Source organism: Microbacterium sp. SGAir0570, assembly GCF_005491085.2.
Taxonomy (GTDB): Bacteria; Actinomycetota; Actinomycetes; order Actinomycetales; family Microbacteriaceae; genus Microbacterium; species Microbacterium arborescens.
Genome location: NZ_CP027929.1, coordinates 665704 through 692195 on the forward strand (window position 1 = coordinate 665704; position 26492 = coordinate 692195).

Consider the following 26492-nt stretch of genomic DNA (forward strand, 5'->3'; position numbering starts at 1 on the left):
AACCCCTCGACATGACATCCCTCCCCGGAACCGATCTCGGCGCGCCCGCGGGCACGGCGCCCGCCGCACTCGAAGCGGCGATCGCCGATGCCCTGAGCACGCTGCGTCGCAACATCGAGACCTTCGGTGAGACGTACCCCGACGACACGACGCGCGACGACCGCTACCCGATCCGCCCTGCGGCAGGCGGGTTCCCCGCGGGGGCCAACCGCGGGTGGACGACGAGCTTCTGGCCGGGGATGATGTGGATCGCGTGGGAGATCACCGGCGACACCTTCTTCCGCGATGCCGGGCTCGCGCACGCGGCGGACTTCGCGCGGCGCCTCCGCGACGAGGACGACCTCGACACCCACGACCTGGGGTTCCTCTACAGCCTCGCCTCCGTCGCGCCCTACCGGCTCCTCGGCGACGAAGCCGCCCGTGAAACCGCCCTGGCGGCCGCCGATCACCTGATGCGCCGGTTCCTCGAACCCGCGGGCATCATCCAGGCGTGGGGCGACCTCTCCGACCCCGCGCAGCGCGGGCGCACGATCGTCGACAGCCTCATGAACATGCCGCTGCTCACGTGGGCGGGCGAGCAGACCGGCGAGGAGCGCTTCGCCGATGCCGTGCGGCGCCACACGACGCAGCTGCGCACCCACATCCTGCGCGACGACGACACCACCTTCCACACGTTCTACTGGGACCCCGAGACCGGCGAGCCTCTGCGCGGCGCGACCGAGCAGGGCGCGTTCGACGACTCGTGCTGGGCGCGCGGTCAGGCGTGGGGCATCTACGGCTTCGCGATGAACCACCGTGCGACCGGCGACCCCGCCCTGCTCGACGCGTCGCGTCGCTGCGCCGAACGCTTCCTCTCGCACCTCCCGAGCGACCGGGTCCCCTTCTGGGACATGGTCTACACCGACGGTGCCGATGCGCCCCGCGACAGCTCGTCCGCGGCGATCGCGGTGTCGGGGCTGTTCGAGCTCGCCGGCGTGCTCGAGGGCGACCCGGATGCCGCCCCGGATGCCGCCGCGCGCTACCGGGCGGCGGCCCATGAGATCCTCGCGTCGCTCATCGAGAATTACACGCCCGAAAGCCCCCAGGCCGCCGATGCGGTGCTCCTGCACAGCGTCTACGACCTGCCGAAGTCGGTCGGCGTCGACGAGGGCACCCTGTGGGGCGACTACTTCTACCTCGAGGCCCTCGTGCGCGCGGCGCGCCCCGACTGGAAGCCGTACTGGTGAGGCTCGTCCGTTACCGCGCGGCCCGCGCGGTCGATACCGAGGGCGCCGTCCGGTCGGGCGCCGTCGTCGCGGTGGACGGTGTCGACCGCGTCGTCGACCTCGGCCCGGCCACGCTGACCGACCTGCTCGCCGCCGACCGCGACGCGCTCGACCGCGCGGCGGCGCGTGCGGATCTCGCCGATCCCGCGCTGTCGTCGGTGCGACTGGAGGCGCCCGTGCGTCCGGGAAAGATCCTCTGCCTCGGTTACAACTACCGCGGGCACGTGCCCGACGGCGTCGACCCGACCGCCGATGATCCCGCGTTCCCCGACGTCTTCGTGAAGACCCCCAACACCCTCGGCGGGCCGACAGACCCCGTGATCGTGCCTGCGGTCGCGGACGACGTCGACTACGAAGGCGAGGTCGCCGTGGTCATCGGGCGGCGGGCCAAGGATGTCGACGAGGCTGCCGCCCTCGCGCATGTCGCCGGCTACACGATCCTCAACGACGTCTCCGACCGCTCATGGCAGCGGCGGCAGAGCCAGTGGGCGATGGGGAAGTGCTTCGACGGCTTCGCGCCGCTCGGGCCGTGGCTCGTCACGTCTGACGAGGCGGGCGACCCGCAGGACATGCTCGTCGAGGTCGTCCGCGACGGCATCGTGACCGTCTCGCAGTCCACCGCCACCACGATCTTCTCGGTCGCGCGCATCGTGTCGTATCTCAGCAGCGTCATGACGCTCGAACCCGGCGACGTCATCTCGACCGGCACCCCGCAGAAGCTGCCCGACGCGCAGGCCGCCCATCGCCCGCTGCGTCCCGGCGACGCGGTCACCGTGCGCATCGAGCGCCTCGGCGAACTGACCACCACCTTCATCGGAGGCCCCGCATGATCCTCGACTCCTTCCGGCTGGACGGCCGCGTCGCCCTCGTCACCGGTTCCACCCGCGGCCTCGGCCAGGGCGCCGCCGTCGCGCTCGCCGAGGCCGGCGCGGACGTCGCGCTGCTCGACCGTGGTGACGCCGCCGAGACGGCGGAGGCGATCGCCGCCACCGGACGCCGCGCCCACCGCATCCGCCTCGACCTCGGCACCGCGACGCCCGAGCAGCTCGCCGACGCGGTCGCCGAGACGGTCGCCGAGCTCGGCGGCATCGACATCCTCGTCAACAACGCCGGCATCATCCGCCGCGCCGCCGCCGCCGAGCACCCGGCCACCGACTGGGACGACGTCCTCGCCGTCAACCTCGACGCCGTCTTCCACCTGTCGCAGGCCGCCGGACGCCGCATGATCACGCGGGGGTCGGGACGCATCATCAACGTCGCCTCGATGCTGTCGTTCCAGGGCGGCATCCTCGTGCCCGGCTACGCCGCCTCGAAGCACGCCGTCGCGGGACTGACCAAGGCGCTCGCGAACGAGTGGGCCGCGTCGGGCGTGACCGTCAACGCGGTCGCGCCCGGGTACATGGCGACCGACAACACCGCGCCGATCCGGGCCGACGCGGACCGCGAGGCATCGATCCTCGCCCGCATCCCCGCGGGCCGCTGGGGTACGCCCGGCGACCTGCAGGGCGCGTTCGTCTTCCTCGCCTCGGATGCCGCGGCCTACGTCACCGGCGCGATCGTGCCCGTCGACGGAGGCTGGCTCGTCCGCTGAACCGATCTCCGGCCGTCACCGCTCCACCACCGGCATCCCGCCGACTCCGCCCCAGAAGGGAACCCCATGCAGCAGCGTTACGCGACCAACCCCGCGCAGATCCCCGGCATGAGCACCGCCGACCTGCGCGAACAGTACCTCGTGCCCGAGGTGTTCGTGCCCGGTGAGATCACGGTCGTCTATACCCACCATGACCGCATCGTCCTCGGCGGCGCCGTGCCGGCCGGCCGCGAGCTGGTGCTTCCGGGCTACCCGGAGATCCGCAGCGACTACTTCCTCGAGCACCGCGAGGTGGGCATCATCAACGTCGGTGGCACCGGTACCGTGACCGCCGACGGCGAGGTCCACACGCTCGTTACGGGGGCGTGCCTGTACCTCGGCCGCGGCATCCGCGACGTCGTCTTCGCCGACGCGGGCGAGCCGGAGGAGGGCGGCGCCTCGACCGGGGCGCAGTTCTACCTGTTCTCGGCACCCGCGCACACCGCCTACCCCGCAGCCCTCGTGTCACCGGGCGAGGGGACGGTGCGCGAGCTCGGCGACCAGGTGACGAGCAACCGCCGCACGCTCAATCAGTACATCCACGAGAACGGCGTGAAGAGCTGTCAGATCGTCATGGGCGTGACGACGCTGCACGAGGGCTCGATGTGGAACACGATGCCCGCCCACACCCACGACCGTCGCACCGAGTGCTACCTGTACTTCGACGTGCCCGAGGACGCCCGCGTCATCCACCTGCTCGGTGAGCGCGAGGAGACCCGGCACCTCGTCGTCGCCGACCGGCAGGCGATCATCTCGCCGAGCTGGTCGTTGCACTCCGGAGTGGGCACCGCGGCGTACTCGTTCATCTGGGCGATGGCGGGCGAGAACCAGGCATTCGACGACATGGATGCCGCACCCGTCACGACCCTGAAGTGAGCAGGCCCGTGCGTGGGGTGCCGCATGGGGCGCTGCTGACGGCGGGCGAGACCATGGCGATGGTCGCGCCCGCGGCGGCGGAGCGCCTCGAGCACGCCGAGGTGTTCCGCATCGACGCCGGGGGAGCGGAGTCGAACGTCGCCGCGCACGCGGCCGCGCTCGGTCAGCCCGCCGCGTGGTTCTCCCGCGTCGGCGACGACGCCCTCGGCCGGCGCGTCGTGTCGCGGGTCGGTGCGCGCGGAGTCGACGTCTCGCGGGTCGTCATCGACGCCGATCACCCGACCGGCCTCTACCTGAAGGACCCCGGTCACGGCGTCGCGTACTACCGGGCGGGGTCGGCGGCCGCCCACCTCTCGGAGGCCGACGCCGACGCTCTGTCGTGGGACGGCGTCGCGCTGCTGCACGTCTCGGGCATCACGGCCGCGCTCGGCGGCACGGCGCCGGCGTTCCTGCGTCGGATCGTCGATCGCGCGCGCGGGGCGGGCGTCCCCGTGAGCGTCGACGTCAATCACCGGGCCCCGCTGTGGGGCGCCGCGGCGGCTGCCGGCCCGCTGCTCGAGCTGGCGCGGTCAGCCGACATCGTGTTCGTCGGCCGCGACGAGGCCGAGACGCTCTGGGGCGCCGCGGATGCGGACGCGGTGCGTGCCCTGCTGCCGGACGCCCCGCAGCTCATCGTCAAGGACGGTGCCGTCGGTGCCACGCTGTTCGCGCACGACGGCGTGGTCTTCGAGCCTGCTCTCGTCGTCGACGTCGTCGAGCCCGTGGGGGCCGGCGACGCCTTCGCCGGGGGCTACCTCGCCGCGCTGCTGGCGGGTGCCGGCTCCGCCGCGCGTCTGCGATCCGGGCATGCGCGTGCGGCGCTCACGATGGCCACCACCGGGGACTTCCCCGACGACGCGGCGGGGTCACCCGTCGCCGACATCCCCTTCGAAAGGACCTCCCCATGACCACGTCGCCCGTCGACCATGCGACCACCGACCAGGCCGCCGCTCTCGATGCCGTGTTCGCGGGCGCACCGCTGATGGCGATCCTCCGGGGCATGGGGCTCGAGCGCTCGGTGCGCCTCGCGACGACCGCCTGGGATCTCGGCATCGACTCCGTCGAGGTTCCGCTGCAGACCGCGGAGGACGAGCGGGCGCTGCGCGAGGTCGCGCGTCTCGGCGCCGAGCGGGGCAAGGCCGTGGGCGCCGGCACGATCCTGACGCCGGCGCAGGTCGCCGTCGCCGCCGACGCCGGCGCGGCGTACGTCGTGTCGCCGGGCCTCGACCCCGACGTCGTCCGGGCCGCCCAGGAGCGCGGCATCCCGATCCTGCCCGGCGTCGCCACGCCGAGCGAGGTACAGCAGGCGGTCGCCCTCGGGCTGACGTGGCTGAAGGCCTTTCCCGCACAGTGGCTCGGCGCGGACTGGTTCCGGCACATCCGCGGTCCGTTCCCCGGCGTGAGGTTCGTCGCGACCGGCGGCATGGACGCCGCCAACGCCGCCGACTTCCTCGATGCCGGGGTGCGTGTCGTCGCGGTCGGCTCCGCCCTGGAAGACGAGTCGCAGCTGCCGCGCCTGGCCGAGCTGCTCGCGCGCTGACTCGCGCGAGCGCACGGCCCCGAGCGTACGGCTTCGCCGCGAGCGCACGGCCTGCTCGCGCTCGAAGGCCGTGCACTCGGCGCTCGGCCGTGCATTGGGTGTGACGCGGGGCGGGAGCTGGGTCTGGCTCAGGGGAGGACGATGACCTTGCCCGCGATGCCGCTCTCGGCCGCCTCGGCGTGCAGCGCGGGGAGCTCGGCGAGGGGGATGCGCCGCGTGACCTCGACGGTGAGCGCGCCCTCGTCGACGAGGCGAACCAGCTCGGCGAGACGGTCGCGATCGCGGCGGACGAACACCGTCGCGGCGCGGACGCCGCGCGCCTCGTCGCCCGGGGTGGACATGAACGCCGTCGTGCTGACGACCGCCCCGCCGTCGGCGACGGCCCCGACGTAGGTCTCGAACAGCTCGGGCTCGATCGGGGCGAGGTTCAGCAGCACGTCGACCGGTCCGTCGACGGCGCCCAGCACGTCGGTCGCGGTGTGGTCGATGATCTGGTCGGCTCCGGCCGCGCGGACGGCGTCGATGCTGCGGGGGCTTGCGGTGGCGATGACGTGGATGCCGGCGCGCTTGGCGAGCTGGACGGCGTACTTTCCGACGACACCGCCGGCGCCGACGATCAGCACCCGCCGGCCCGACTCGAGGCGACCGTCGTCGAAGAGGGCCTGCCACGCGGTCAGCGCGACGGAGGGCAGCGCGGCCGCATCGGCGAGGGGAATGCTCGTCGGCGCGGCGGCCACGGCGTCGGCGGGGGCCAGCACGAACTCCGCCGCGCCGCCGTCGTGCTCCATCGGGAGGAACGCGATCACCGCATCGCCCACCGCGAGGCCGGTCACGCCCGGGCCGACCGCGTCGACGTGCCCGGAGATGTCGTACCCGGGCACGTGGGGCAGCTCGATCGGGATGGGGAGGAAGCCCGCGCGCATCCCGCCGTCCGCCGCGTTGTACGCCGACGCGGCGACGCGGATGCGCACCTGGCCCGCCGCCGGCTCGGGGCGGTCGATGTCGACGATCTCGAGGACCTCGGGGCCACCGGTCTGAGAGAACTGCACTGCATTCATGATCTGATCCTTCGCGGTCAAGTGCTTCGAATTCGAAGCGATACGAGGAACGTAACACTACTTCGAATGTGAAGCAACAGGTAGGATCGAGCCCATGACGAACGCGCCACGCTCCCTGACGTCGACGCAGCTGGAGGCCTACCTCGCCTTCACCGAGGTGGGCAGCCTGCTTCGCCCCGCCGTCGAGACGCAGCTGAAGGATGCCGGCGGCCTGAGCTACGTCCAGTTCCAGCTGCTGGCGCGGCTGAACGACGCCCCGGGTGGCACTCTGCGCATGACCGACCTCGCCGACGGCGTCGTGTACAGCCGCAGCGGGCTGACCTACCAGGCCACGCTGCTCGAGCAGCGCGGATACGTCACGCGGTCACCGTCCGTCGAGGACGAGCGCAGCACGGTGGTCGCCCTGACGGGTGCGGGGCGCGAGGTGCTCGCCGCCGTGTTCCCCGGCCACATCGAGACGGTGCACCGGCTGCTGTTCGCGCCGCTGTCCGACGCGGATGCCGCGGACCTCGCGCGCATCCTCGGCAGCGTGACGACGCACCTGCGCTCGGCGCCGCCGCGTTCGGCATCCCGGCGCCGTCAGACCTGACCACCGCACTCGCCCGAGTGAACGACTTCGCCGCGAGCGTACCGCCTGCCCGCGCTTGAAAGCCGTGCACACGGCGCTCGGCCGTGCATTGGGTGCGATGCGAGGATGCGGGTCAGGCGCCGAGCGCTGCGGAGACCACGGCGCGAGCCTCGGCCTGCACCTCGGCGAGGTGCTCGGGTCCGCGCAGGCTCTCGGCGTAGAGCTTGTAGACGTCCTCGGTGCCCGAGGGGCGCGCGGCGAACCACGCGTGCTCGGTCTGCACCTTGAGGCCGCCGATCGCTGCACCGTTGCCGGGCGCGTGCGAGAGCTTCGCCGTGATGGGCTCGCCCGCCAGCTCGGTGGCCGACACGGCGTCGCCCGACAGCTTGCCGAGGGCGGCCTTCTGCTCGGGCGTGGCCGCGGCATCCACCCGCTGGTAGGCCGACGACCCGAACTCGGCCTCGAGCTCGGCATAGCGCTGCGAGGGGGTCTTGCCGGTGACGGCGAGGATCTCGGCGGCGAGCAGGCACAGCAGGATGCCGTCCTTGTCGGTGGTCCACACGCTGCCGTCCTTGCGCAGGAACGAGGCCCCCGCCGACTCCTCGCCGCCGAAGGCGACGGAGCCGTCGAGCAGGCCCGGAACGAACCACTTGAAGCCCACGGGAACCTCGAGCAGCTCGCGGCCGAGCGACGCGGCGACGCGGTCGATGATCATCGACGAGACGAGGGTCTTGCCGACCGCGGCATCCGCCGGCCAGCCGGGGCGGTTCGCGAAGAGGTAGTCGATCGCGACGGCGAGGTAGTGGTTGGGGTTCATCAGGCCCGCGTCGGGCGTCACGATGCCGTGGCGGTCGGCGTCGGCGTCGTTGCCGGTGAGGATGTCGTACTCCTCGCGGCGCGCCACGAGCGCGGCCATCGCCGAGGGCGACGACGGATCCATGCGGATCTTCTCGTCCCAGTCGAGCGTCATGAACTTCCAGGTCGGGTCGACCTCGGGGTTCACGACCGTCAGGTCGAGGCCGTAGACCTCGGCGATGAGCGCCCAGTACTCGACCGAGGCGCCGCCCAGCGGGTCGGCCCCGATGCGCACGCCCGATGCCTTGATCGCGTCGACGTCGATGATTGTGGCGAGGTCGCGCACATAGGCGTCGCGGAAGTCGTACTGGCCGAGCGCGTCGAGGTCGATGTCGGCGTGACGGGTGCGGTGCACGCCCACCAGGCCTGCGGCGATGAGCTCGTTCGCGCGGTCGGCGATCCACGAGGTCGCGTCGGTGTAGGCAGGTCCCCCGTGCGGCGGGTTGTACTTGAAGCCGCCGTCACGCGGCGGGTTGTGCGAGGGCGTCACGACGATGCCGTCGGCGCGACCCGCATCGTCGAGCGCGCGACCTCGGTTGTAGGTCAGGATCGCGTGGCTGAGCGCGGGCGTCGGCACCCACGAGTCGCGGGAGTCGACGCGCACGTCGACGCCGTTCGCGACGAGCACCTCGATGGCGCTGCGCTCGGCGGGAAGCGACAGTCCGTGCGTGTCGCGACCGAGGAAGAGGGGGCCTTCGATGCCCTGAGCCCGCCGGTAGTCGACGATCGCCTGCGTCGTGGCGAGGATGTGATCCTCGTTGAAGCTCGTCGACAGCGACGAACCGCGGTGGCCGCTCGTGCCGAACGCGACGCGCTGCCCGGGGACCGCGGCATCCGGCTTCCGGTCGTAGTAGGCGGCGATCAGCTCATCGATGTCGATGAGGTCGGATGCTTCTGCGGGCGCTCCTGCACGGCTCATGGTGCTTAGTCTGCCCGCTTCTGGCCGCGGCGGTGACGGATTGACACGGCACTCACGGCCGATCCTGCGCGTTCGCGGTGGCGAGCAGCGCAGCGAGGACTGCACGCAGCGCGGGGGAGTCGGCCTGCGAGCGCCGGTGGACCGCGGCGATGTCGCGCGTCGACGCGGGAGCCGCGGTCGGCACCGCGACGAGGTCGGGCCCGAGGTCGCCGCGTCCCAGGCGCGGCACGAGCGCGACGACGGCTCCGGTGCGAGCGAGCGCGATGTGATTCTCGAACTCCATTGACTCGTACAGCACGCGGGGTGCGCCGCCGATGCCGTCGAACAGCCGGCGCAGCCACTGGCGGCAGATGGTCGTGTCGAATGTGGCGACCCACTGCTCGCGCGCGAGGTCGGCCGGATGCAGCACGTCGCGATCGGCGAGCGGATGGTCGCGTCGGAGGATGACGTCGGCGACATCCGTGAACAGCGGAGTGACGACGAGATTCTCGGGAATCGCCAGCGCGACGCCGCCCCACTGGTGGACGATGCCGAGGTCGCGCTGGCCCGAGGCGACGAGTGCCACCGTCTCCCACGGCTCGCTCTCGCGCACGGGCAGACGCAGGTCTGGGTGGGCGTCCGCCAGCTCCACGAGCACAGGAGCCAGCAGCCCGCGCACGACGGTCGAGAAGGCGGCGAGGCGCAGCTCGCCGGTGACTCGGCCGTCGTCGTCCGCTCCGACGCCCGCGTGCAGGTCGGCGCGCAGTCGCTCGAGGTCGGCGAGGATCGGCGTCGACCCGACCACGAGCTGCGTGCCGGCAGCCGTCAGGGCGACGCCGCGGCCGACGCGTTCGAGCAGTGCGACACCGGTCTCGCGCTCGAGGCGCTTGATCTGCTGCGACACCGCCGAGGGTGTGAATCCCAGAGCGGATGCCGCGCCCGCGACGCTGCCCTCCCGCGCGACGGTCCGCAGCGAGTGCACGGCATCCAGATCAATCATGAAGAAATGCTACTGATTCAGGTGGAGAAAGCATCGCTTGTCGTTGATCGTCCCGAGCGGTGGACTGAGCCTCGTGACTCGACGCGACATGATCCTGGCGGCTACGGTGGCGACGCTCTGGGGATTCAACTTCCTCGTCATCGACTGGGGGATGGCCGGCATCCCGCCCCTGCTCTTCGTGGCCATCCGATTCGCCGCCGTCGCCGTCTTCGCGTTCGTGGTTCCGCGGCCCCGCGCTCGCTGGGGATCGGTGATCGGGGTCGGGCTGTTCATGAGCCTCGGCCAGTTCGCGCTGCTGTACCTGTCTCTCGGGCTCGGACTGCAGCCGGGGCTCGCCGCCCTGCTGATGCAGGCGCAGGCGGTCTTTACCGTCGTCATCGCGGCCGGGGCGCTGCGGGAACGCCCCACACCGGGGCAGATGTTCGGGGTCGCCCTCGGGATCGCCGGGCTCGCCGCCGTCGCTGTCGGGCGCGGGGGAGACGCTCCCGCGCTCGCCGTCGTCCTCGCGCTCGGCGCCGCGCTGTCGTGGGCCGTCGGCAACGTGATCGCCCGTCGCGCGGGCGTCGTCACCGGACGCGGGCCGCTCGGGGCCCTCTCGCTCACCGTGTGGTCTGCCCTCGTCGTGCCGGTGCCCGCGCTCGTGCTGGCGCTGGTGTTCGAGGGACCGGAAGCGATCGGCGCGGGTCTTGCCGGGTTCGGCATCCGCGCCCTCATCTCGACGGTCTACACCGCGGGCCTGTGCACCCTCGTCGGCTACGCGATCTTCAACGGACTGCTGGCACGCAACCGCTCCGCGGCTGTCGTGCCGTGGGTGCTGCTGGCGCCCGTCGTGGCGATGGCGGCGGCCGCGGCGCTGCTCGGACAGATCCCCGCGCCCGCGGAGATCGTCGGCGGAGCGGTGCTCGTGCTCGGCGTGCTCGTGACCAACGTGCGCGTGCCGCGGGTGCGCCGGTCTAGGCTCATTGCGTGACGCCCGAGCACGACGACCAGCCCGCCCGCCGCACCTACAGCTATCTCGGGCCGGCGGGGACCTTCACCGAGGCCGCCCTCGCCCAGGTGCCCGAGGCGCGCGACCAGATCTGGCGGTCGGTGCGCAACGTCGGCGAAGCGCTCGCGGATGTCGTGGACGGACGCTCGGATGCCGCGATGATCGCAATCGAGAACTCCGTCGACGGCGGTGTCTCGACGGCTCAGGATGCGCTGGCCACGATGCCGGGTCTGCGGATCGTCGGGGAGTACCTCGTGCCCGTGAACTTCGTGCTCGTGGCGCGGCCCGGCACGCGCATCGAGGACGTGTCGCTCATCGCCGCGCATCCGGTCGCCTATGCGCAGTGCCTGCAGTGGCTGCTGAAGACGCTGCCGGAGCATGCGCACCTGCCCGCCGCGAGCAACGTCGCCGCAGCGGTCGGCCTCATCGACGGAGTCAGCGACGCCGACGCGGCGATCGCCCCGCCCGGCATCCTCGAGCACCACGACCTCGAGCTGCTGGCATCCGACATCGGCGACAACGAGCACGCGGTCACTCGATTCGTCCTCGTGAGTCGCACCGTCGCGCCGCCGTCGCCGACGGGCGCCGACAAGACCTCGCTCATCGCGGAGCTGCCCGACGACCACCCCGGTGCACTGCTCGAGCTGCTCGAGCAGTTCTCGACCCGAGGCATCAACCTGTCGCTGATCGAGTCGCGGCCGATCGGCGATGCCCTCGGACGATACCGGTTCGTCATCGATGCCGACGGCCACGTCGCCGACGAGCGCATGGCGGATGCCCTCATGGGCGTGCGGCGCTTCAGCCCGAAGGTGCTGTTCCTCGGGTCGTATCCGCGCGCCGACCGCGCCATCGTCCGCTATCCCGAGCGGTACTCCGACGACGTCTTCGTCGAGGCGCGCGACTGGCTGCGTGCCCTGATCTCCGGCGAGCCCGAGGCCTGACCCGCCCGGCTTCCCACGCCCCTCCCGTTCCGTCGAGTCGCCACACAATGCGGATGTCGGGCCCCCCGAATCCGCCGTTTGCGGCGAGTCGACGGTGTGAGGATGCCGAGGAGGCCGGACCCACAGTTCGTGGCGCGTCGACCGGCCGGGGCCGGCCCGGGCGGCGCCGGGACCGGGCGGGGTCAGGCGGCCAGGAGCTCCAGGGTGCGGATGCGGGCGGGAGCGGCATCCGGCTGCTCGCCGTCGTGCGCGGCCGACACCGGCGAGACCATGACCTCGTCGACGCCGTGCTGCGCGGCGAACGCGGCGAGGGCGGCCTGGGCCTCGGGGCCGGTGCCGACGAACCAGCGCGAGCGGAGCGCGTCGAGCAGGGGCGCGGCGAGGTGGTCCGAGGCCTCGGCGGCCGCGGCCTCCTCGACGGTCTCGAGCGCGATGAGCGGTCGGTTCCCACGCAGGCGTGCCATCATGCGGGCCTGCGGGAGCATGAGGGCTTCGGCCTCGGCCTCGCTGTCGGCGACGACGGCATTCGCCGTAAGGAACGTCCGCGGTGCGCCGAGGGTCTCGGACGGCCGGAACTGGTCGCGGTAGAGCCCGAGGGCACGGTCGAGGCCCTCGCCCGAGAAGTGGTTCGCGAAGACGTAGGGCAGGCCGAGGGCGGCGGCGAGCTGCGCCGAGTAGTCGCTTGATCCGAGCAGCCAGACGTCGGGGGTCGTCGTGGCGGCGGGCGTCGCGTGGACGTCGTACGTCCCGCCCGACGTGAACCGTACCGTCGCGCCGTCGCCGGTCACGAGGGCCAGGATGTCGCGGACGTTGTCGGGGAACCGGTCGACGTCGCTCGTCGTGCCCGACTGACGCAGCAGCTGGGTGATGACAGGATCGCTGCCCGGCGCGCGGCCGATCCCGAGGTCGACGCGTCCGGGAGCGATCGCCTCGAGCGCCGCGAACTGCTCGGCGACGACGAGGGGCGAGTGGTTGGGGAGCATGACGCCGCCGGAGCCCACCCGGATGCGGGAGGTGCGTGCTGCCGCGGCGGCGATGAGCACCGGCGGGGTCGTCGAGGCGACGGCCGGCATGTTGTGGTGCTCGGCGAACCAGTAGCGGCGGTAGCCGAGCTCGTCCGCCCGCTGCGCGACGGTCAGCGACGCCGCGATCGCCTGCGCGCTGGTCTGTCCCGTGCGCACGGGCACGAGGTCGAGCACGGACAGGGCGGGGCGGGATGCATCAGTCATATCCCCTCTGTCAACCGTGCGGCCTCCGCCGGCATTCCCGAGCCCGCGTCACCGCGCCCGCTTCACCGCCTCGTACGCCTGCAGCGCCGCCTTGCGGGTCGCGGCGAGGTCGACGATCGGCTCGCGCGCGGCGCTGTCGGGCGCCCATTGCCCGATGTACAGCCCTTTCGGGTCGAACTTCTCGGCCTGCCGCTCGGGGTTGAAGATACGGAAATAGGGCGACGCGTCGGCCCCTGATCCCGCGACCCATTGCCAGTTGAAGGCGTTGCTGGCGCCGTCGGCGTCGACGAGGGTGTCCCAGAACCACTGCTCGCCGAGTCGCCAGTCGATGAGCAGGTTCTTCGTGAGGAAGGATGCCGTGACCATCCGCACCCGGTTGTGCATGTAGCCGGTGTGCCAGAGCTCGCGCATCCCGGCATCCACCATCGGCACGCCGGTCTCGCCCTTCTCCCACGCCGTCAGGTGCGCCGGGTCGAGGGCCGGCCAGGGGAAGGCGTCGAAGCCCTTCCGCCAGTTCTTCGTCGCCAGGTCGGGGAAGTGGTACAGCGTGTGCCAGGCGAACTCGCGCCAGCCGAGCTCGGAGAGGAAACGCGAGGCGGAGGTCGCATGGGCGCCTGTCCCGCCCCCGGTCTCCACCCCGGCGTGCCAGACCGTGTGCGGGCTCAGCTCGCCCCAGCGCAGACGCGGCGAGAGCAGCGAGGTCGCGCCCGCGCTCGGCTCGTCGCGGGCGGCGTCGTACGAGCCGAGGTCGTGGTCGAGGAACTCACGGAGGCGTGCGCGCGCCGCGGCCTCGCCGGGCTGCCAGCGCTCGCGCAGACCGCCCGCCCAGTCGGGCCGGGTGGGCAGCAGCTCCCAATCGTCGAGGTCGTCGCCCGCGGGCGCCGACCGCAGGCCGGGGATCTCGCGGGGCCGGGGGAGCGGCTCGCGCGGGGCGGGCAGGTTGCGTGCCGCGTTCCAGAACGGGGTGAAGACCGAGAACGGGGTGCCGCTGCCGGTCTTGACCGTCCAGGGCTCGAACAGCACGTTGGCGGCGAACGACTCGACCTCGACGCCGTCCGAGCGGAGGCCGTCCTTCAGCTCGGTGTCGATCGCGCGCTCGGGTCCGCCGTAGCGGCGGTTCCAGTAGACGGCGCCTGCTCCGGTGTCGTCGACGAGTGACCGGACGACGGATGCCGCGGCCCCGCGGCGCAGCACGAGATGCGACCCGCGAGCGCGCAGATCATCGGCGAGCGATGCGAGCGAGTGGTGCAGCCACCACCGTGCTGCGCCGCCGAGCGGTCGGATGCCGTCGGACTCCTCGTCGAGCACGTACAGCCCGACGACGGGCTCGCCGCGGTCGATCGCAGCGCGGAGCGCGGGGTGGTCGGCCAGGCGCAGGTCGTCGCGGAACCAGACGATCGAAGGCGAGCTCATCCCGTCATCCTGTCGGGCGACCCGGGCGACGGCGAGCGGTTGACAGGGGCGGACGGGGGCTCAGTCGCCGGGCAGCGTGTGACCGGCGGGCACGGCGACGATGAGGCCCTGCGGGTCGATGCGGGTCTGCACGTGCTTCGCCTCGCCGAACTCGTCGCCGTCGAGCTGCACCGGGTGCGGCTCCTGCGGAGCGAGCGCGACGCCGCGGCCGCGCGAGTAGACGACCGCGTTGTCCTTCGTCCGCAGCGCGAGCACGCGACGACCGGCGCGGAACTTCCGCAGGAAGCTGTTGTCCCACGCGACGCGGCGCCACACGAGCAGCCAGCCCCAGAAGCCCTTCGGCTGCATGATCACGACATCGAGCTGGCCGTCGGTGATCGAGGCCTCGGGGATGAGGGCGATGCCGGCCTGCAGCGACCCGCAGTTCGCGAAGAGCACGCTCTGCACACGAGCCGCGTGCATGCGGTGTCCGTCGAGCTGATAGACGACGCGGAACGGCTTGGCGTTGACGAGCGACCGCGTCGCGCCGTCGACGTATGCGACCCAGCCGACCGACTTCTTCAGCTGCGGGTTGGTGTTGGCGATCATGGCCGCGTCGAGCCCCATGCCGCCCATGACGACGAACGCGTGCTTCTCGACCTCGCCGCTCTCGCGGGTGATCCGCGCCCAGCCGACGTCGATCGCGGTCCGGTCGCCGCTGAAGGCCGCCTCGATCATGGTCTCGGGCTCGGTGAGGGGCAGACCGAGGTTGCGCGCGAGCAGGTTGCCCGTGCCGCTCGGGACGATCGCGAGCGGGATGCCGCTGCCGCTCATCTCTCCCGACACGGCACGGACCGTACCGTCGCCGCCCGCCACGAGCACGACGTTGACGCCGGACTCGAGCGCCTGGCGCGTGACGTCGTCGCCGAGGTCGTCGACCGTCGTCTCGTAGAAGAGCGGCTCCTCCCACCCGGCGGCCTCGGCGGCGCGGAGCACCTGCTCGCGCAGGGCGTCGCCGTCGACCTTGATGGGGTTGTAGACGAGGGCCGCCTTGGGATTGGGCTTCTCCGAGCCGCCCGACATCGGCTCCGTCTCGCCCTCGGGGCCCACGCGGCGTGCCTCGCCGGTCTCTCCGTCGGTCGTGTCGGGCGCGACGTCCTCGGGCTCGCGGATGACGTCGTCGGGAGCCGCCGCCTGTTCGGGGTCGGGGGTCTGTGAGGTGGGATCGTCGGAGCGCTCCCGCGGGGAGGTGTCGTCGGAGTCGGTCGCCATGGCTACACCCTAGGGGTGGCCGCCCGTGGCGGATTGCCCCTTGCGCCGGACGGCCGCGGCGGTACGGGGTGCGCTGATCCGGCTGCGCGGATGCGGGCGACCCTAGACTTGACGCGTGATCGACCTCGCATTGCTCCGTGAACAGCCCGACCTGGTGAAACTCTCGCAGGTGAAGCGCGGGAACTCGTCGGAGAGCGTGGATGACGCCATCGCCGCCGATCGCGAGCGCCGCGAGGCCATCACGACGTTCGAGCGGCTCCGCGCCGAGCAGAACGCCCACGGCAAGAAGGTCGCGCAGGCGCCGAAGGACGAGAAGGCCGCGCTCGTCGCCGAGGCCAAGCAGCTCAGCGAACGGGTCAAGCAGGCCCAGCAGGCCGTCACCGCCGCCGAGGAGGCCGCCGACGCCGCGCTCGCCCGCATCGAGAACATCGTCATCGACGACGTGCCCGCGGGCGGCGAGGCCGACTTCGTCACGCTCCGCACGCACGGCGAGCCGCCGTCGTTCGACTTCGAGCCGCTCGACCACCTCGCCCTCGGCGAGAAGCTCGGTGCGATCGACATGGAACGCGGCACGAAGGTCGCCGGCAGCCGGTTCTACTTCCTCAGCGGTATCGGCGCGCGTCTCGAGATCGCCCTCATGATGCTGGGTCTCGACCGTGCGCTCGCCGCCGGGTTCACGCCGCTGATCCCGCCGACGCTCGTGCGCCCCGAGGTCATGCGGGGCACCGGGTTCCTCGGTGAGCACGCCGCCGAGGTGTACCACCTCGAGGAGGACGACGCCTACCTCGTCGGCACGAGCGAGGTCCCGCTCGCCGGGTACCACATGGACGAGATCCTCGACCTCGAGCGCGGCGCCAAGCGCTACGCCGGATGGTCGACCTGTTACCGGCGCGAGGCCGGCTCGTACGGCAAGGACACGCGCGGCATCATCCGGGTGCACCAGTTCAACAAGCTGGAGATGTTCGTCTACACGACGCCGGCCGACGCGGCGGCCGAGCACCTGCGGCTCGTCGAGATGCAGGAGCGGATGCTGCAGGACCTCGGCCTGGCGTACCGCGTCATCGACGTCGCGGCCGGCGACCTCGGCTCGAGCGCCGCGCGCAAGTACGACATCGAGGCGTGGGTGCCCACGCAGGGGGCGTACCGCGAGCTCACCTCGACCTCGAACTGCACGACGTATCAGGCGCGTCGCCTCGACATCCGTCACCGTCCCGACGGCGGCAAGACCGAGCCGGTGGCGACCCTCAACGGCACGCTCGCGACGACCCGGTGGATCGTCGCGCTCCTTGAGACCCACCAGCGAGAGGACGGCTCGGTCGTGATCCCCGAGGTGCTGCGGCCCTACCTCGGCGGCCTCGAGGTCGCGGAGCCGATCGCATGACCGGCGCCGACGGCGGGATGACGCAGGCCCCCGACGCGCTTCCCGACGAGGGCGGCATCGAGGTCGTCGCGCCGCGCGATGCGGCCGAGATCGTCGAGGACGTCGCCGAGGTCATGCCGGCGGTCGCCGGCGCCTCGCGCCTGATGATCGTGCTCGACATCGACGGCACCGTGCTGCTCGAGGACGAGACGCTCAGTCCCGGCGTGGTGGAGGCGGTGGCCGACGCGCACGCGGCCGGTCACGAGGTGATGCTCGCGACCGGACGCTCGTGGGAGGGAACGCACGGCATCCTCGGCTCGCTCGCGCTGAACCCCGACTACGTCGTGTGCTCGAACGGCGCCGTCATCCTCAAGCGGATCGACGACGACTTCGCCGACGTGCTCGCGTACGAGCGCTTCTTCATCGAGACGTTCGACCCGAGCGAGGTGCTCGGCCTGCTGCGTCAGCACCTGCCGCACGCCCGCTACATGGTCGAGCTGCCCGACGGGCGCCGCCTCTACACCGAGGAACTCCACGACTGGAACCTCCACGACGCCGACAAGGTCGCCTTCGCGGAGCTGTCGCAGCAGGAGGTCTGCCGCGTCGTCGTGGTCTCTCCCGACGAGACCGACTCCGACTTCGTCGAGCTCGTCGACCGCATCGGCCTGAACAAGGTGTCGTACGCGGTGGGCTGGTCGGCCTGGCTCGACATCGCGCCGCAGGGCGTCGACAAGTCCACGGCGCTGGAGCGGGTGCGCACCTGGCTCGACATCGAGCCGGCCGACGTCCTCGTCATGGGGGACGGCCGCAACGACATCGGGATGTTCCGCTGGGCGCGCGAGCGCGGCGGGCGGGCGATCGCGATGGCGCAGGGCGCGACCGAGCTGCTGGCCGAGGCATCCGAGACGACCGTGTCGGTCCAGGAGGGCGGCGTCGCGGCCATCCTCCGCTCGCTCTGACCGGCGTCGCGGGCGGCTAGGATCGAAGCTCAGCGGTTCGCGCCGCTGGGAGGGTTGTCCGAGCGGCCGAAGGATCCAGTCTTGAAAACTGGTGGGCAGCAATGTCCCGTGGGTTCGAATCCCACACCCTCCGCCATAACCGCTTTCGCCTGCCCGGCTTCGCGCTCCGCGGGCTAGAGCAGCCCGCGGGCGGCGAGTTCGGCGCGCAGCGCGGGCACGATGTGCTCGGCGTAGGCGACGGTCAGGTGCGTGCGGTCGTAGCGCGTGGGGATGTCGCCCGCGAAGGCGGGGCACACGAGCTCCCAGCAGGCGAACGGCAGCGAGCTCACCGCGTGATTCCCGGACGCTGCCGCCACCTGCTCGGCTGCCGACTCCATCTGACCCCACGTGCTCGAGACGCCCGCGGCGCAGCCGTACGGCGAGGCGGCGGGAGAGTAGCAGCGTCCGAGATCGGCGCCCTCCGGCGGCGGCGCCAGGTGGACGATGCGACCCGGCATCCCATAGCTGTCGGCTTCGGCCTCCTGAGCGGCGAGCAGCGCATCGGCCGACAGGTCGGCCCCGTCGGGGGTGTGCCCGAGCGTGTAGGCGTTCGACATCACGACGAGGGTCGGCGCGTCGGCGAGGATCATGGCGCGGACATCGGCCTTCCGCTGCGGGCATGCCGCCATCACGCCGGCGCCGTCGTTCTGCACGGCGACGTCGGTGAAACGGCATCCGTAGAGGCCGACCGTCGTCACGCGGATGCCGCCGTCACTGTCATCGGCGAGCTTGCGGAACGCCGGAGCGTAGGCCATCGCGGTCGAATCGCCGACGAGATAGATGTGGACGGGGGCGTCGGAGCTGCCCGTGGAGCAGCCCGTGGCGGTCGGCGAGACATCGGGTGAGAAGCAGTCGCGCGCCGGGTTGCTCGCCGACGACCGGGTCATGACCTCGTCGAGCGAGGGATGCAGCTCGGGCCATTCCGTCGCGGTCGCGGCCGCGGCGAGCTCGGCCTGCAGGGCGGCGATCGGGTCGCCGGGGTCTGCGTCGGCCGCGTCGCTCGCGGCGTCGGCGGCACCCGCGGGCGGGAAGGCGACGAGCGATGCCGTGAGGCCGCCGAACACGTTCTGAACGACGAGCACGACGGCCAGCGCGGCGATGCCGAGCCCGGATGCCGCAAGCAGCGCCGGCGGCCCGAAGCGGGCGCGCCACGCGGCCCAGGGCGCAGATGCGTCGGACGTCGGTTCTGCGGTCGTCGTTGTCGCTGTCGCTGTCCCTGTCCCTGTCCCTGTCCCTGTCGCGTGTGCGAGCGCCGGCGCGGCTATCGGTGCGGGCACATCGTGAAGAGCAAGGTCCGCTGAGTCAGGACGGGGCATACCCGGGTAGTAGCGCGTCCCGGGAGTCCAGCCCGCGGGGCGGGTGCTGAGCGCGCGCGGCGCCGGGGCCGGCGCGGCATCCCGAACCGGCGTCGCAGCGCGCACCGCAGCGGACACCGGCGCGGCGGCGGCATCCTCGCGCGCCGTCTCCGTCGTTTCGCCGCCGACCGGCCGTCCGTACGGCGCGAATCGGAAGGGCCGCTCGACGAGGTGGTACGAGGCGACGGCGAGGACGGCCGTGATCGCGAGCACGAGCACCGTCGTGGCCTCCCGGGCGGGCAGCAGAACGGCGGCGAACACGATGACCGGGAAGTGCCAGAGGTACAGCGAGTACGACACGTCGCCCGCGAAGACGCTCACCGGGTTCGTCAGCGGGAAGAGGTGCCGATGCCGCGGGTCGCCGGGCACGCCGCCCGCGAGCACGAGTGCCGTGGCGACCACGGGCAGGGCGGCCCACGGAGCCGGGAACCCGCCCGCCGCGGGATCGATGACGGCGAACGCCACGACGAGGCTTCCGACACCGACCCACGACGCGAGTCCGCCGATGACGGGCGGGATGCGGCGCAGCAGCGGCACCATCGCGGCGATGAGCGCCCCGATCGCCAGCTCCCACGCGCGGGTGAAGGTGGAGAAGTAGGCCGCGACGGCGGCATCCGCGCTCTGCAGCATCGCCCACGCGAACGAGGTGGCGACGACGGCTGCCGCGAGCGTCGCCGCGGCCGCGGTCGCTGCGGCGCCGCGTCGCCGGGCGGCGGGCAGAAGCGAGACCGCCAGCAGGAGCAGCAGCGGCCACGCGAGGTAGAACTGCTCCTCGACCGCGAGCGACCAGAAGTGCTGGAGCGGTGAGACGGCGTCGTCGGCGTGGAAGTAGTCGGTGCCGACCGCGGTGAATCGCCAGTTGGCGGCGAAGCCCGCCGACCACAGCGCGTCGACGAGCGTCTGCTCGGCGCGGGGACGATTGAAGACGACGAAGGCGCTCGCCGCCGTGGCGAGGAGCACGACGACCGCGAGAGGCAGGATGCGGCGGGCGCGCCGACCGGCGAAGGCGGCGAGGCGGATGCCGCCCGTGAGCTGCACCTCGCGCAGCAGAGCCCCGGTGATGAGGAAGCCGGAGACGACGAAGAACACGTCGACCCCGACGAACCCGCCGCGTGGCCAGCCGACGGCGTGCGCGCCGATGACCGCGAGGACGGCGAGAGCCCGAAGGCCCTGGATGTCGCGTCGCGGCGTCGGGTGGGGGAGCATCGGGCTGTTCACATGGCGTCCGGAAGGGCGCCACCGAGTGTAGTGGGAGCGGTCTCACTGCGGCGATAGCGCATCGAGATCTCAGCGCAACCCCTGTGCACAAGCAGCAGGGAACCCGCTTCGCTGGCGCGATGAGAGCTCTTCCTCGTGCGCCTTTCGCCCGCGTGGCCGGGACGCTGCTCCGCGGATTCTTCGGCGCTCTGCTGGTTCTGCGCCGGCCGCGCCCGATCCACGTCCGCGGGACGATGCTCAGCGGCACGATCCGCTGGGTCGGCCCGGATCGTCGGTCCGGGGTCTCGTGGATAGACGATCCGCCGGTCGCCGGTGAGACGCCCGTGGTCGCTCGCCTGTCGCGATCACTCGGACTCCCGGACGCTCTGCCCGACATCTTCGGGCTCGCGCTCCGCATCCCCGGTGACCCCGAGTCTCCGGGGGACGGCGCGGCCGACATCGAGTTCGCCTCGACCGGGCGGGGCGTGCCGCTGCGCTACGCGCTGCTGCCCCTGCGCCGGCCCGAGCGCGCGCGTTTCGGCATCCTGCTGCCCTACCGCGGGCGCCGGGGCCCGGTGCTGCTCTCGGCGACGACCGTGGACGGCGGCCCGGATGCCGCGGACTGGCGTCTCGTGCTGTCGTTCGCCTCGCCGTTCGGCCCCTGGCGCCCGTTCGCGCTCGTGCGGCTGCGCCGTGCCGCATGGCCGGATGGTCAGCCCCGATTCGACGCCGGACGACGGGTGCTGCCCGGCGCGCGCGTCTACCCCTGGGTGCGTGCGTTGCGCCAGCCGTCGTACGACCGCGTCCAGCGTCGCGGGCTGCAGCCCGCTGACGACGCGCCTTCCACACCGGGGGCGCCGGCGCAAGCGGCGTGCACGGTCGCGGCGGGCGCGATGGACTGAGCCGGTGCAGCCCGACGAGATCGCCCGTGTCGCCCGAGAGTCCTTCGGCATCGAGGAGCTGCGCCCGCAGCAGCTCGACGCCATCGAGGCGGCCGTCGCCGGGCGAGACGTGCTGGTCGTCTGGGCGACGGGGGCCGGGAAGTCGGCCGTCTACCAGGTCGCCGCGGCCCTCCGGCCCGGACTGACCGCGATCGTCTCGCCCCTCATCGCGCTGCAGGAGGATCAGCTCGCGCGCATCGAGGAGGCGCCCGATGCGCCCGACGGCGTCGCCCTGAACTCGAGCCGGGGCGTGCGCGCCCAGCGCGAGGCCTGGGACGCGATCCGTTCGGGAGAGGCCTCGTACGTCCTGCTCGCGCCCGAACAGCTCGCGAAGGACGACGTCGTCGCCGAGCTCGCCGAGGCGGGGGTGTCGCTGCTGGTCGTGGACGAGGCGCATTGCATCGCAGCCTGGGGGCACGACTTCCGCCCCGACTACCTCATGCTGGGCGAGGTCTCCGAGCGTCTGGGGCGTCCGCCGATCCTCGCGATGACCGCGACGGCCACGAGCCCCGTCCGCACCGAGATCATCGAGCGGCTCGGGATGGACGACCCGGCGATCCTCGTGGGCGATGTCGACCGGCCGAACATCGAGCTGAACATCCGCCGTCATGCCGAGAAGTCGGGCAAGCGCGAGGCCGTGATCGACGAGGTGGCGGAGCTGCCGGGGCCCGGGCTGCTGTACACCGCCACCCGGCGGGGCGCCGAGGAGTACGCGGAGGCGCTGCAGGAACGCGGCGTCAACGCCGTCGCGTACCACGCCGGTCTGTCGGCGAAGGAGCGCAACGGGGTGCACGAGGCATTCCACGACGGCGAGGTCGAGGTCGTGGTCGCCACCTCGGCCTTCGGGATGGGGATCGACAAGGCCGATGTGCGCTTCGTCGTGCACGCCGACATCCCCGACTCGATCGACGCCTACTATCAGGAGCTCGGTCGCGCCGGCCGCGACGGCGAGCCCGCGACGGCGACGCTGCACTACCGGCCCGAAGATCTGTCGCTGCGACGTTTCTTCGCGGCGTCGGCCCCGAAGCGCGGCGAGCTCAAGCGACTCGTCGACGCCGTCGCCGGCGCGACGCGGTCGCGTGCCGAGATCGCCGCGGCCGGCGGGCTGTCGGCCCGTCGCGTCACCGCCCTGCTCACCGTGCTCGTGGATGCGGGTGCCGTGCGCACGAGTCGCGCCGGTGTGGCACTGCGGCGGGGGATGACCGTCGAGCATGCGGTCGACGCGGCGCTGGAGAGGTCGGCGGAGCGTGAGCGCATCGACGCCTCCCGCATCGAGATGCTCCGCAGCTACGCCGAGACCCGTCGATGCCGGCGGGCGACGCTGCTCGGGTACTTCGGGCAGGACTACGTCGAGCCGTGCGAGAACTGCGACACGTGCGCGGCATCCGCGAACGACCGCTCGGCTCGCGACGAAGGGCCGGGGAGACAGGGTGACCACACCGACGGGCCCTTCCACGTCGACGACATCGTCCGCCACCACGAGTGGGGTGAGGGGACGGTCATGGCGGTGGAGGACGACCGGGTGACCGTGTTCTTCGAATCGCAGGGGTACAAGGTGCTCGCCACAGACCTGGTGGCTGAGCGCGGCCTGCTCGAACCTGCCTGATCTTCGGCCGCTGCTCGCCCCTGGGAGTGCTTACCAGTCTCGTTCCATTCCGGCCGGTTCGCCGTTCGCGGCTCGTTAGCGTGCAGGTGAGTGAAACGAGCATGTCGGGGCGGTGGCGGCTGAATGGGGGGCGTCGCCGCCTCGCATGTCCGCGGCGCTCACAGAGTTTCCAGACATCCGTCCCTATGATGAGTCGGTCACCCGGGAGTGCCTGCGCGACGCGAAGAGCGTGCACCCGAACGCACTCCTCGCCGGCTCGTCGAGAGGACACCCGTGAGCGCACGTTCCGATGCGAAGGCGTCGCGGCGCCGTCGTCGTCCCGTCGCCCGGCACGGCCAGCTGCGGTCGCCGAACCCGCTGACCCAGATCCTGGCGGTGCTCGGCGTCATGGTCGCCGTCGTCGTCGTGAGCGGTGTCGCCATCGGCGGTTTCTACGTGTGGAACGCCACCCAGGTCGTGGCCGACGCGGGCGTCTCGATCGGCGACGACGACTCGCAGCTCCCCCCGACGATCGGCGAGATCGAGGGCGGCGTGAACATGCTCGTGGTCGGCACCGACTCGTGCGAGGGAGCGAACGCTGAACTATCGGGTGCCTGTCAGGCGAAGGACACCGACGGTGAGCGCAACGATGTGACGATGCTCGTGCACATCAGCGACGAGCCGCGACGCGTGACCGTCATCTCGTTCCCGCGCGACATGATCGTCCCGATCCCCGCCTGCACCGGCGAGGACGGCACCCAGTACTCCGCGATGAGCGCTCAGATGCTCAACGTCTCGTACATGTACGGCGGCCTCGCGTGCTCGGTCAGCACGATCGAAGAGCTGACGGGCATCGACATCCAGTTCGCCGCCGCGACCCGATGGACCGGCGTCATCAACATGTCCGACGCGATCGGCGGCGTCGACGTCTGCGTGTCGGATGACATCAACGACTCCCACACGGGCCTGAGCCTCGCGAAGGGCAATCACACTCTGCAAGGCACCGAGGCTCTGCAATTCCTGCGCACGCGGTACGCGATCGGCGACGGGTCCGACCTCGGGCGGATCTCGAACCAGCAGCAGTTCATGAGCTCGATGGTGCGCAAGCTGCAGTCCGACGGCGTGCTCGGCAATCCGACGGCGCTGCTCAACCTCGCCACCACCGCAGTCGACCAGGTCGCCAGCGGACAGATCAAGCTGAGCTCGTCGCTGTCGAGCCCGCAACGGATGGTGCAGATCGCCCTCGCCATGCGCAGCGTGCCTTACGAGGACATCGTCTTCGTGCAGTACCCCACCGCGTACGTCGACGGCGGGCTGCGCGTCCGGCCCGTCGAGAGCGCCGCGAAGGTGCTGTTCGACGCGCTCGCCGCGAACCAGCCCGTGCAGCTGAGCGGATCGACGAGCGACGGCTACGGCACCGAGGTCGTCGGCGAGGCGGCTCCTCCCGCGCCTGCTCCGACCGACTCCGCAGCGCCCGCCGACCCGGCGGCGACGCCGGATGCGCCCGCGACGGAGGCGCCCGAAGCGGGCGCGCCGGTCGTGCTGCCGGATTCGGTCACGGGCCAGACGGCGGCGCAGGTGACCTGCACCGTCAGTGCGCGCTGAGACGGGGCGCCTTCACGGCCTTCGATTCGGAGCCTGGGGAAGTCCGGGCTATGATTGCCGGGTGCATCCGCGCCGTCTCGCGTCGGATGCCGTGGAGACGTCGCATAGTCAGGCCTAGTGCACCACCCTGCTAAGGTGGAGTCCCCGTAAGGGGACCGAGGGTTCAAATCCCTCCGTCTCCGCCAAGACGAAAGCCCCGGTCCGCCGGGGCTTTTTCGTTTCCGGCTGCGTCTCGATGCGGCGGCCCCAGCCCTGGCGCGCCCTGGGAGGATGGGGATATGACTGCTCGACGTACGCTCCTGGTCGGATCCGGCAAGGTCGCCACTCGCCTCGGCGAGAGCCTCGTCGATGCGGGGCAGGAGGTCGTCGCGATCCGGCGGAGCGCCGGCGGCATCCGGCCCGCGTTCACGCCGATCGTCGCCGATCTGGCAGCGCCCCTCGACACGACGCTGCCCGCGGTCGACGCGATGGTCGTCACGCTTCCGCCGGGGGATGACCCCGGCTTCTACCGCGCCGCGCTTCAGCGGATCGCGCAGGCCCTCCCGAAGCAGCCCGAGCGCACCGTCTTCGTGTCGTCGACGCGGGTCTTCGAGGGGTGGGGTCCGGAGCGGGCTCTCGACGAGGATGACGAGCCTCGGCCCACGAGTATGCGGGGCGAACAGCTCGTCGACGGCGAGCGTGCGGCGCGCGAACTCTTCGACGCGATCATCGTGCGGCCGGCGGGGATCTACGGGCCCGGGCGCGAGCGGCTGATCCGGCAGGTTCTCGCGGGCGAGCCGGTCGACTACGACCGCCGCACCAACCGCATCCACGAGGTCGACCTCGTCCGCGCGATCGCGCAGCTGCTCGACGCGGACGCGCCGCCCGCGCTCCTGCACGGCGTCGACCGGCGACCCGCCGCCCTCGGCGAGGTGGTCGAGTTCATCGCGGATCGCCTCGGGGTCGCCGCACCGCCGCGCGCGGAGGTCATGCCCGACGCCGACCGCGGCAAGGTGCTCGACGGCTCGCGCCTCGCCGCGATGATCGACTTCACGTTCCCGACGTTCGTCGAGGGCTACGGGCGCATGATCGCCGACCGCGCCTGATCGCCGAGCCCAGCGGCGGCGATTCTGCCGTCGGAGCCGATACAGCCGTCGGACCGGTGGTGCTGGTGTCGCCAGTAGCGGGGTCCGAGACCACACCGGCCCCGGCAGTCCGACGAATGTATCGGCTCGAGCGCGGCGCGCTCAGGCGCGGCGTGCTCAGCGGCGAGGGCGCAGCAGGCCGGTGAGCAGCAGGCGCATCGCGGCGACGGGATCGGTGTCGTCGGTCAGCCAGCGGATCTGGATGCCCTCCCAGCCGCTGATCACGAGGTCGGCGAGGGCTCGCGGGTCGTCGTCCGCCTCGAGTCGGCCGCGGGTGCGGTCGTCGGCGATGGCCGCGGCGTAGGTCTCGGTGACCGCTCGGTAGCGCTCGAGCAGCCAGGCGTGCGCCTCGTGCTCGGGGTGCGTCGCCTCGGCCGACACGATCGAGAACATGCGGACGAGCTCGCGCCGCGCGAGGTTGCGCTCGACGATGGCGAGCACGCTCGGGATGAACCCGTCGCGGGCCGCGCGCGCGGGGAAGTCGGTGTCGGCGGCATCCTCCTGCTCGAGGACGGCCGCCAGCAGCGAGACCTTCGTGGGGAAGTGGTGCATCACGGTGGTGAGACTCAGATCGAGCTGCTTGGCGATCTGGCGGAGCGACCCGCCGCGGTAGCCGTGGGTGCCGAACACGACGGTCGCCGACGCCACGATCTCCGCGCGCCGGGCCGCGCTCTTCGCGTACGGCCCGCGGGGGTGAGCGGCATCGGATGGCATGACCCGAGCGTAGAACACCTCAATCCCGTGCATTTGCACGTGTTTCGGTCTAGGCTGATCGC

The 26492-nt window shown here is 72.0% G+C and carries 23 protein-coding genes and 2 tRNA genes; 17 read left to right on the plus strand and 8 right to left on the minus strand.

All coding sequences use genetic code 11. The features are described from left to right. Positions 1-11: 11 nt before the first annotated feature. The 6 genes from C1N74_RS03025 to C1N74_RS03050 all read left to right on the plus strand — a co-directional run bounded on the left by C1N74_RS03025 (position 12) and on the right by C1N74_RS03050 (position 5350). Positions 12-1226 (plus strand): glycoside hydrolase family 88 protein, encoded by a 1215-nt coding sequence (locus tag C1N74_RS03025; protein WP_137749940.1) that lies wholly within the window; start codon positions 12-14, stop codon positions 1224-1226. Further along, complete coding sequence (locus C1N74_RS03030; RefSeq protein WP_137749941.1) at positions 1223-2095, plus strand: fumarylacetoacetate hydrolase family protein; 873 nt, start codon at positions 1223-1225, stop codon at positions 2093-2095. The genes C1N74_RS03025 and C1N74_RS03030 overlap by 4 nt, the downstream gene beginning before the upstream one ends. Beyond that, the gene (kduD, locus tag C1N74_RS03035; RefSeq protein WP_137749942.1) at positions 2092-2856 is read left to right on the plus strand and encodes a 2-dehydro-3-deoxy-D-gluconate 5-dehydrogenase KduD; all 765 of its coding nucleotides are present in this window, start codon (positions 2092-2094) and stop codon (positions 2854-2856) included. Before C1N74_RS03030 ends, kduD begins: the two co-directional genes overlap by 4 nt. A 66-nt stretch (positions 2857-2922) precedes the next feature. Beyond that, positions 2923-3771 (plus strand): 5-dehydro-4-deoxy-D-glucuronate isomerase, encoded by an 849-nt coding sequence (kduI, locus tag C1N74_RS03040; protein ID WP_114598020.1) that lies wholly within the window; start codon positions 2923-2925, stop codon positions 3769-3771. Positions 3772-3779: 8 nt separating this feature from the next. Continuing rightward, positions 3780-4718: a sugar kinase gene (locus C1N74_RS03045; protein ID WP_023952446.1), complete on the plus strand. Its 939-nt coding sequence runs from the start codon at positions 3780-3782 to the stop codon at positions 4716-4718. Next, positions 4715-5350 (plus strand): bifunctional 4-hydroxy-2-oxoglutarate aldolase/2-dehydro-3-deoxy-phosphogluconate aldolase, encoded by a 636-nt coding sequence (locus C1N74_RS03050; protein WP_064956182.1) that lies wholly within the window; start codon positions 4715-4717, stop codon positions 5348-5350. The genes C1N74_RS03045 and C1N74_RS03050 overlap by 4 nt, the downstream gene beginning before the upstream one ends. A gap of 128 nt (positions 5351-5478) precedes the next feature. Here C1N74_RS03050 and C1N74_RS03055 read toward each other — a convergent pair whose 3' ends face one another. Then, on the minus strand, positions 5479-6408 hold the full coding sequence (locus tag C1N74_RS03055) for an NADP-dependent oxidoreductase (RefSeq protein WP_137749943.1): 930 nt from the start codon (positions 6406-6408) through the stop codon (positions 5479-5481). Positions 6409-6502: 94 nt separating this feature from the next. Between C1N74_RS03055 and C1N74_RS03060 the strand changes: the two genes are divergently transcribed. After that, positions 6503-6997 (plus strand): MarR family winged helix-turn-helix transcriptional regulator, encoded by a 495-nt coding sequence (locus C1N74_RS03060; RefSeq protein WP_023952443.1) that lies wholly within the window; start codon positions 6503-6505, stop codon positions 6995-6997. 112 nt (positions 6998-7109) lie between these two features. Here C1N74_RS03060 and pgm read toward each other — a convergent pair whose 3' ends face one another. Together pgm and C1N74_RS03070 are read right to left on the minus strand one after the other, a co-directional pair. After that, entirely contained in the window at positions 7110-8750 is a 1641-nt protein-coding gene (pgm, locus tag C1N74_RS03065) for a phosphoglucomutase (alpha-D-glucose-1,6-bisphosphate-dependent) (RefSeq protein WP_137749944.1), read from the minus strand. A gap of 52 nt (positions 8751-8802) precedes the next feature. Then, entirely contained in the window at positions 8803-9729 is a 927-nt protein-coding gene (locus C1N74_RS03070) for a LysR family transcriptional regulator (protein WP_137749945.1), read from the minus strand. Between the two features lie 73 nt (positions 9730-9802). Here C1N74_RS03070 and C1N74_RS03075 point away from each other — a divergent pair, with 73 nt between their 5' ends. Together C1N74_RS03075 and pheA are read left to right on the plus strand one after the other, a co-directional pair. Beyond that, positions 9803-10699 (plus strand): EamA family transporter, encoded by an 897-nt coding sequence (locus C1N74_RS03075; RefSeq protein WP_137750949.1) that lies wholly within the window; start codon positions 9803-9805, stop codon positions 10697-10699. Then, positions 10696-11658: a prephenate dehydratase gene (pheA, locus tag C1N74_RS03080; protein WP_023952439.1), complete on the plus strand. Its 963-nt coding sequence runs from the start codon at positions 10696-10698 to the stop codon at positions 11656-11658. Before C1N74_RS03075 ends, pheA begins: the two co-directional genes overlap by 4 nt. Before the next feature lie 182 nt (positions 11659-11840). Here the strand turns inward: pheA and C1N74_RS03085 are convergent, their stop codons facing one another. The 3 genes from C1N74_RS03085 to C1N74_RS03095 are packed head-to-tail and all read right to left on the minus strand — an operon-like array spanning position 11841 to position 15551. After that, positions 11841-12887 (minus strand): LLM class flavin-dependent oxidoreductase, encoded by a 1047-nt coding sequence (locus C1N74_RS03085; protein ID WP_137749946.1) that lies wholly within the window; start codon positions 12885-12887, stop codon positions 11841-11843. Between the two features lie 48 nt (positions 12888-12935). Then, entirely contained in the window at positions 12936-14300 is a 1365-nt protein-coding gene (locus C1N74_RS03090; RefSeq protein ID WP_137749947.1) for a deoxyribodipyrimidine photo-lyase, read from the minus strand. A 60-nt stretch (positions 14301-14360) separates the two neighbouring features. Next, positions 14361-15551: a diacylglycerol kinase family protein gene (locus C1N74_RS03095; protein ID WP_088380412.1), complete on the minus strand. Its 1191-nt coding sequence runs from the start codon at positions 15549-15551 to the stop codon at positions 14361-14363. A 115-nt stretch (positions 15552-15666) separates the two neighbouring features. Between C1N74_RS03095 and serS the strand changes: the two genes are divergently transcribed. The 3 genes from serS (at position 15667) to C1N74_RS03110 (ending at position 18006) form a co-directional block, all read left to right on the plus strand. Continuing rightward, on the plus strand, positions 15667-16932 hold the full coding sequence (serS, locus tag C1N74_RS03100) for a serine--tRNA ligase (protein ID WP_088380413.1): 1266 nt from the start codon (positions 15667-15669) through the stop codon (positions 16930-16932). Continuing rightward, complete coding sequence (locus tag C1N74_RS03105; RefSeq protein ID WP_023952434.1) at positions 16929-17870, plus strand: HAD family hydrolase; 942 nt, start codon at positions 16929-16931, stop codon at positions 17868-17870. The genes serS and C1N74_RS03105 overlap by 4 nt, the downstream gene beginning before the upstream one ends. Before the next feature lie 48 nt (positions 17871-17918). Next, positions 17919-18006, plus strand: a tRNA-Ser gene (locus C1N74_RS03110). 37 nt (positions 18007-18043) lie between these two features. Here the strand turns inward: C1N74_RS03110 and C1N74_RS03115 are convergent. After that, the gene (locus tag C1N74_RS03115) at positions 18044-20470 is read right to left on the minus strand and encodes an acyltransferase family protein (protein WP_137749948.1); all 2427 of its coding nucleotides are present in this window, start codon (positions 20468-20470) and stop codon (positions 18044-18046) included. 131 nt (positions 20471-20601) lie between these two features. Here C1N74_RS03115 and C1N74_RS16580 point away from each other — a divergent pair, with 131 nt between their 5' ends. From C1N74_RS16580 to C1N74_RS03135, 5 genes are all read left to right on the plus strand, one after another. Then, positions 20602-21363: a hypothetical protein gene (locus tag C1N74_RS16580; RefSeq protein ID WP_240482620.1), complete on the plus strand. Its 762-nt coding sequence runs from the start codon at positions 20602-20604 to the stop codon at positions 21361-21363. Between the two features lie 4 nt (positions 21364-21367). After that, the gene (locus C1N74_RS03120) at positions 21368-23008 is read left to right on the plus strand and encodes a RecQ family ATP-dependent DNA helicase (RefSeq protein WP_258317988.1); all 1641 of its coding nucleotides are present in this window, start codon (positions 21368-21370) and stop codon (positions 23006-23008) included. 273 nt (positions 23009-23281) lie between these two features. After that, entirely contained in the window at positions 23282-24592 is a 1311-nt protein-coding gene (locus C1N74_RS03125) for an LCP family protein (protein ID WP_023952429.1), read from the plus strand. Between the two features lie 93 nt (positions 24593-24685). After that, a tRNA-Ser gene (locus C1N74_RS03130) sits at positions 24686-24777 on the plus strand. A gap of 93 nt (positions 24778-24870) precedes the next feature. Further along, the gene (locus C1N74_RS03135) at positions 24871-25677 is read left to right on the plus strand and encodes a sugar nucleotide-binding protein (RefSeq protein WP_137749950.1); all 807 of its coding nucleotides are present in this window, start codon (positions 24871-24873) and stop codon (positions 25675-25677) included. A 156-nt stretch (positions 25678-25833) separates the two neighbouring features. Here C1N74_RS03135 and C1N74_RS03140 read toward each other — a convergent pair whose 3' ends face one another. Beyond that, positions 25834-26430, minus strand: coding sequence for a TetR/AcrR family transcriptional regulator (locus C1N74_RS03140; protein WP_036305123.1), 597 nt, complete (start codon positions 26428-26430; stop codon positions 25834-25836). Positions 26431-26492: the final 62 nt, after the last annotated feature.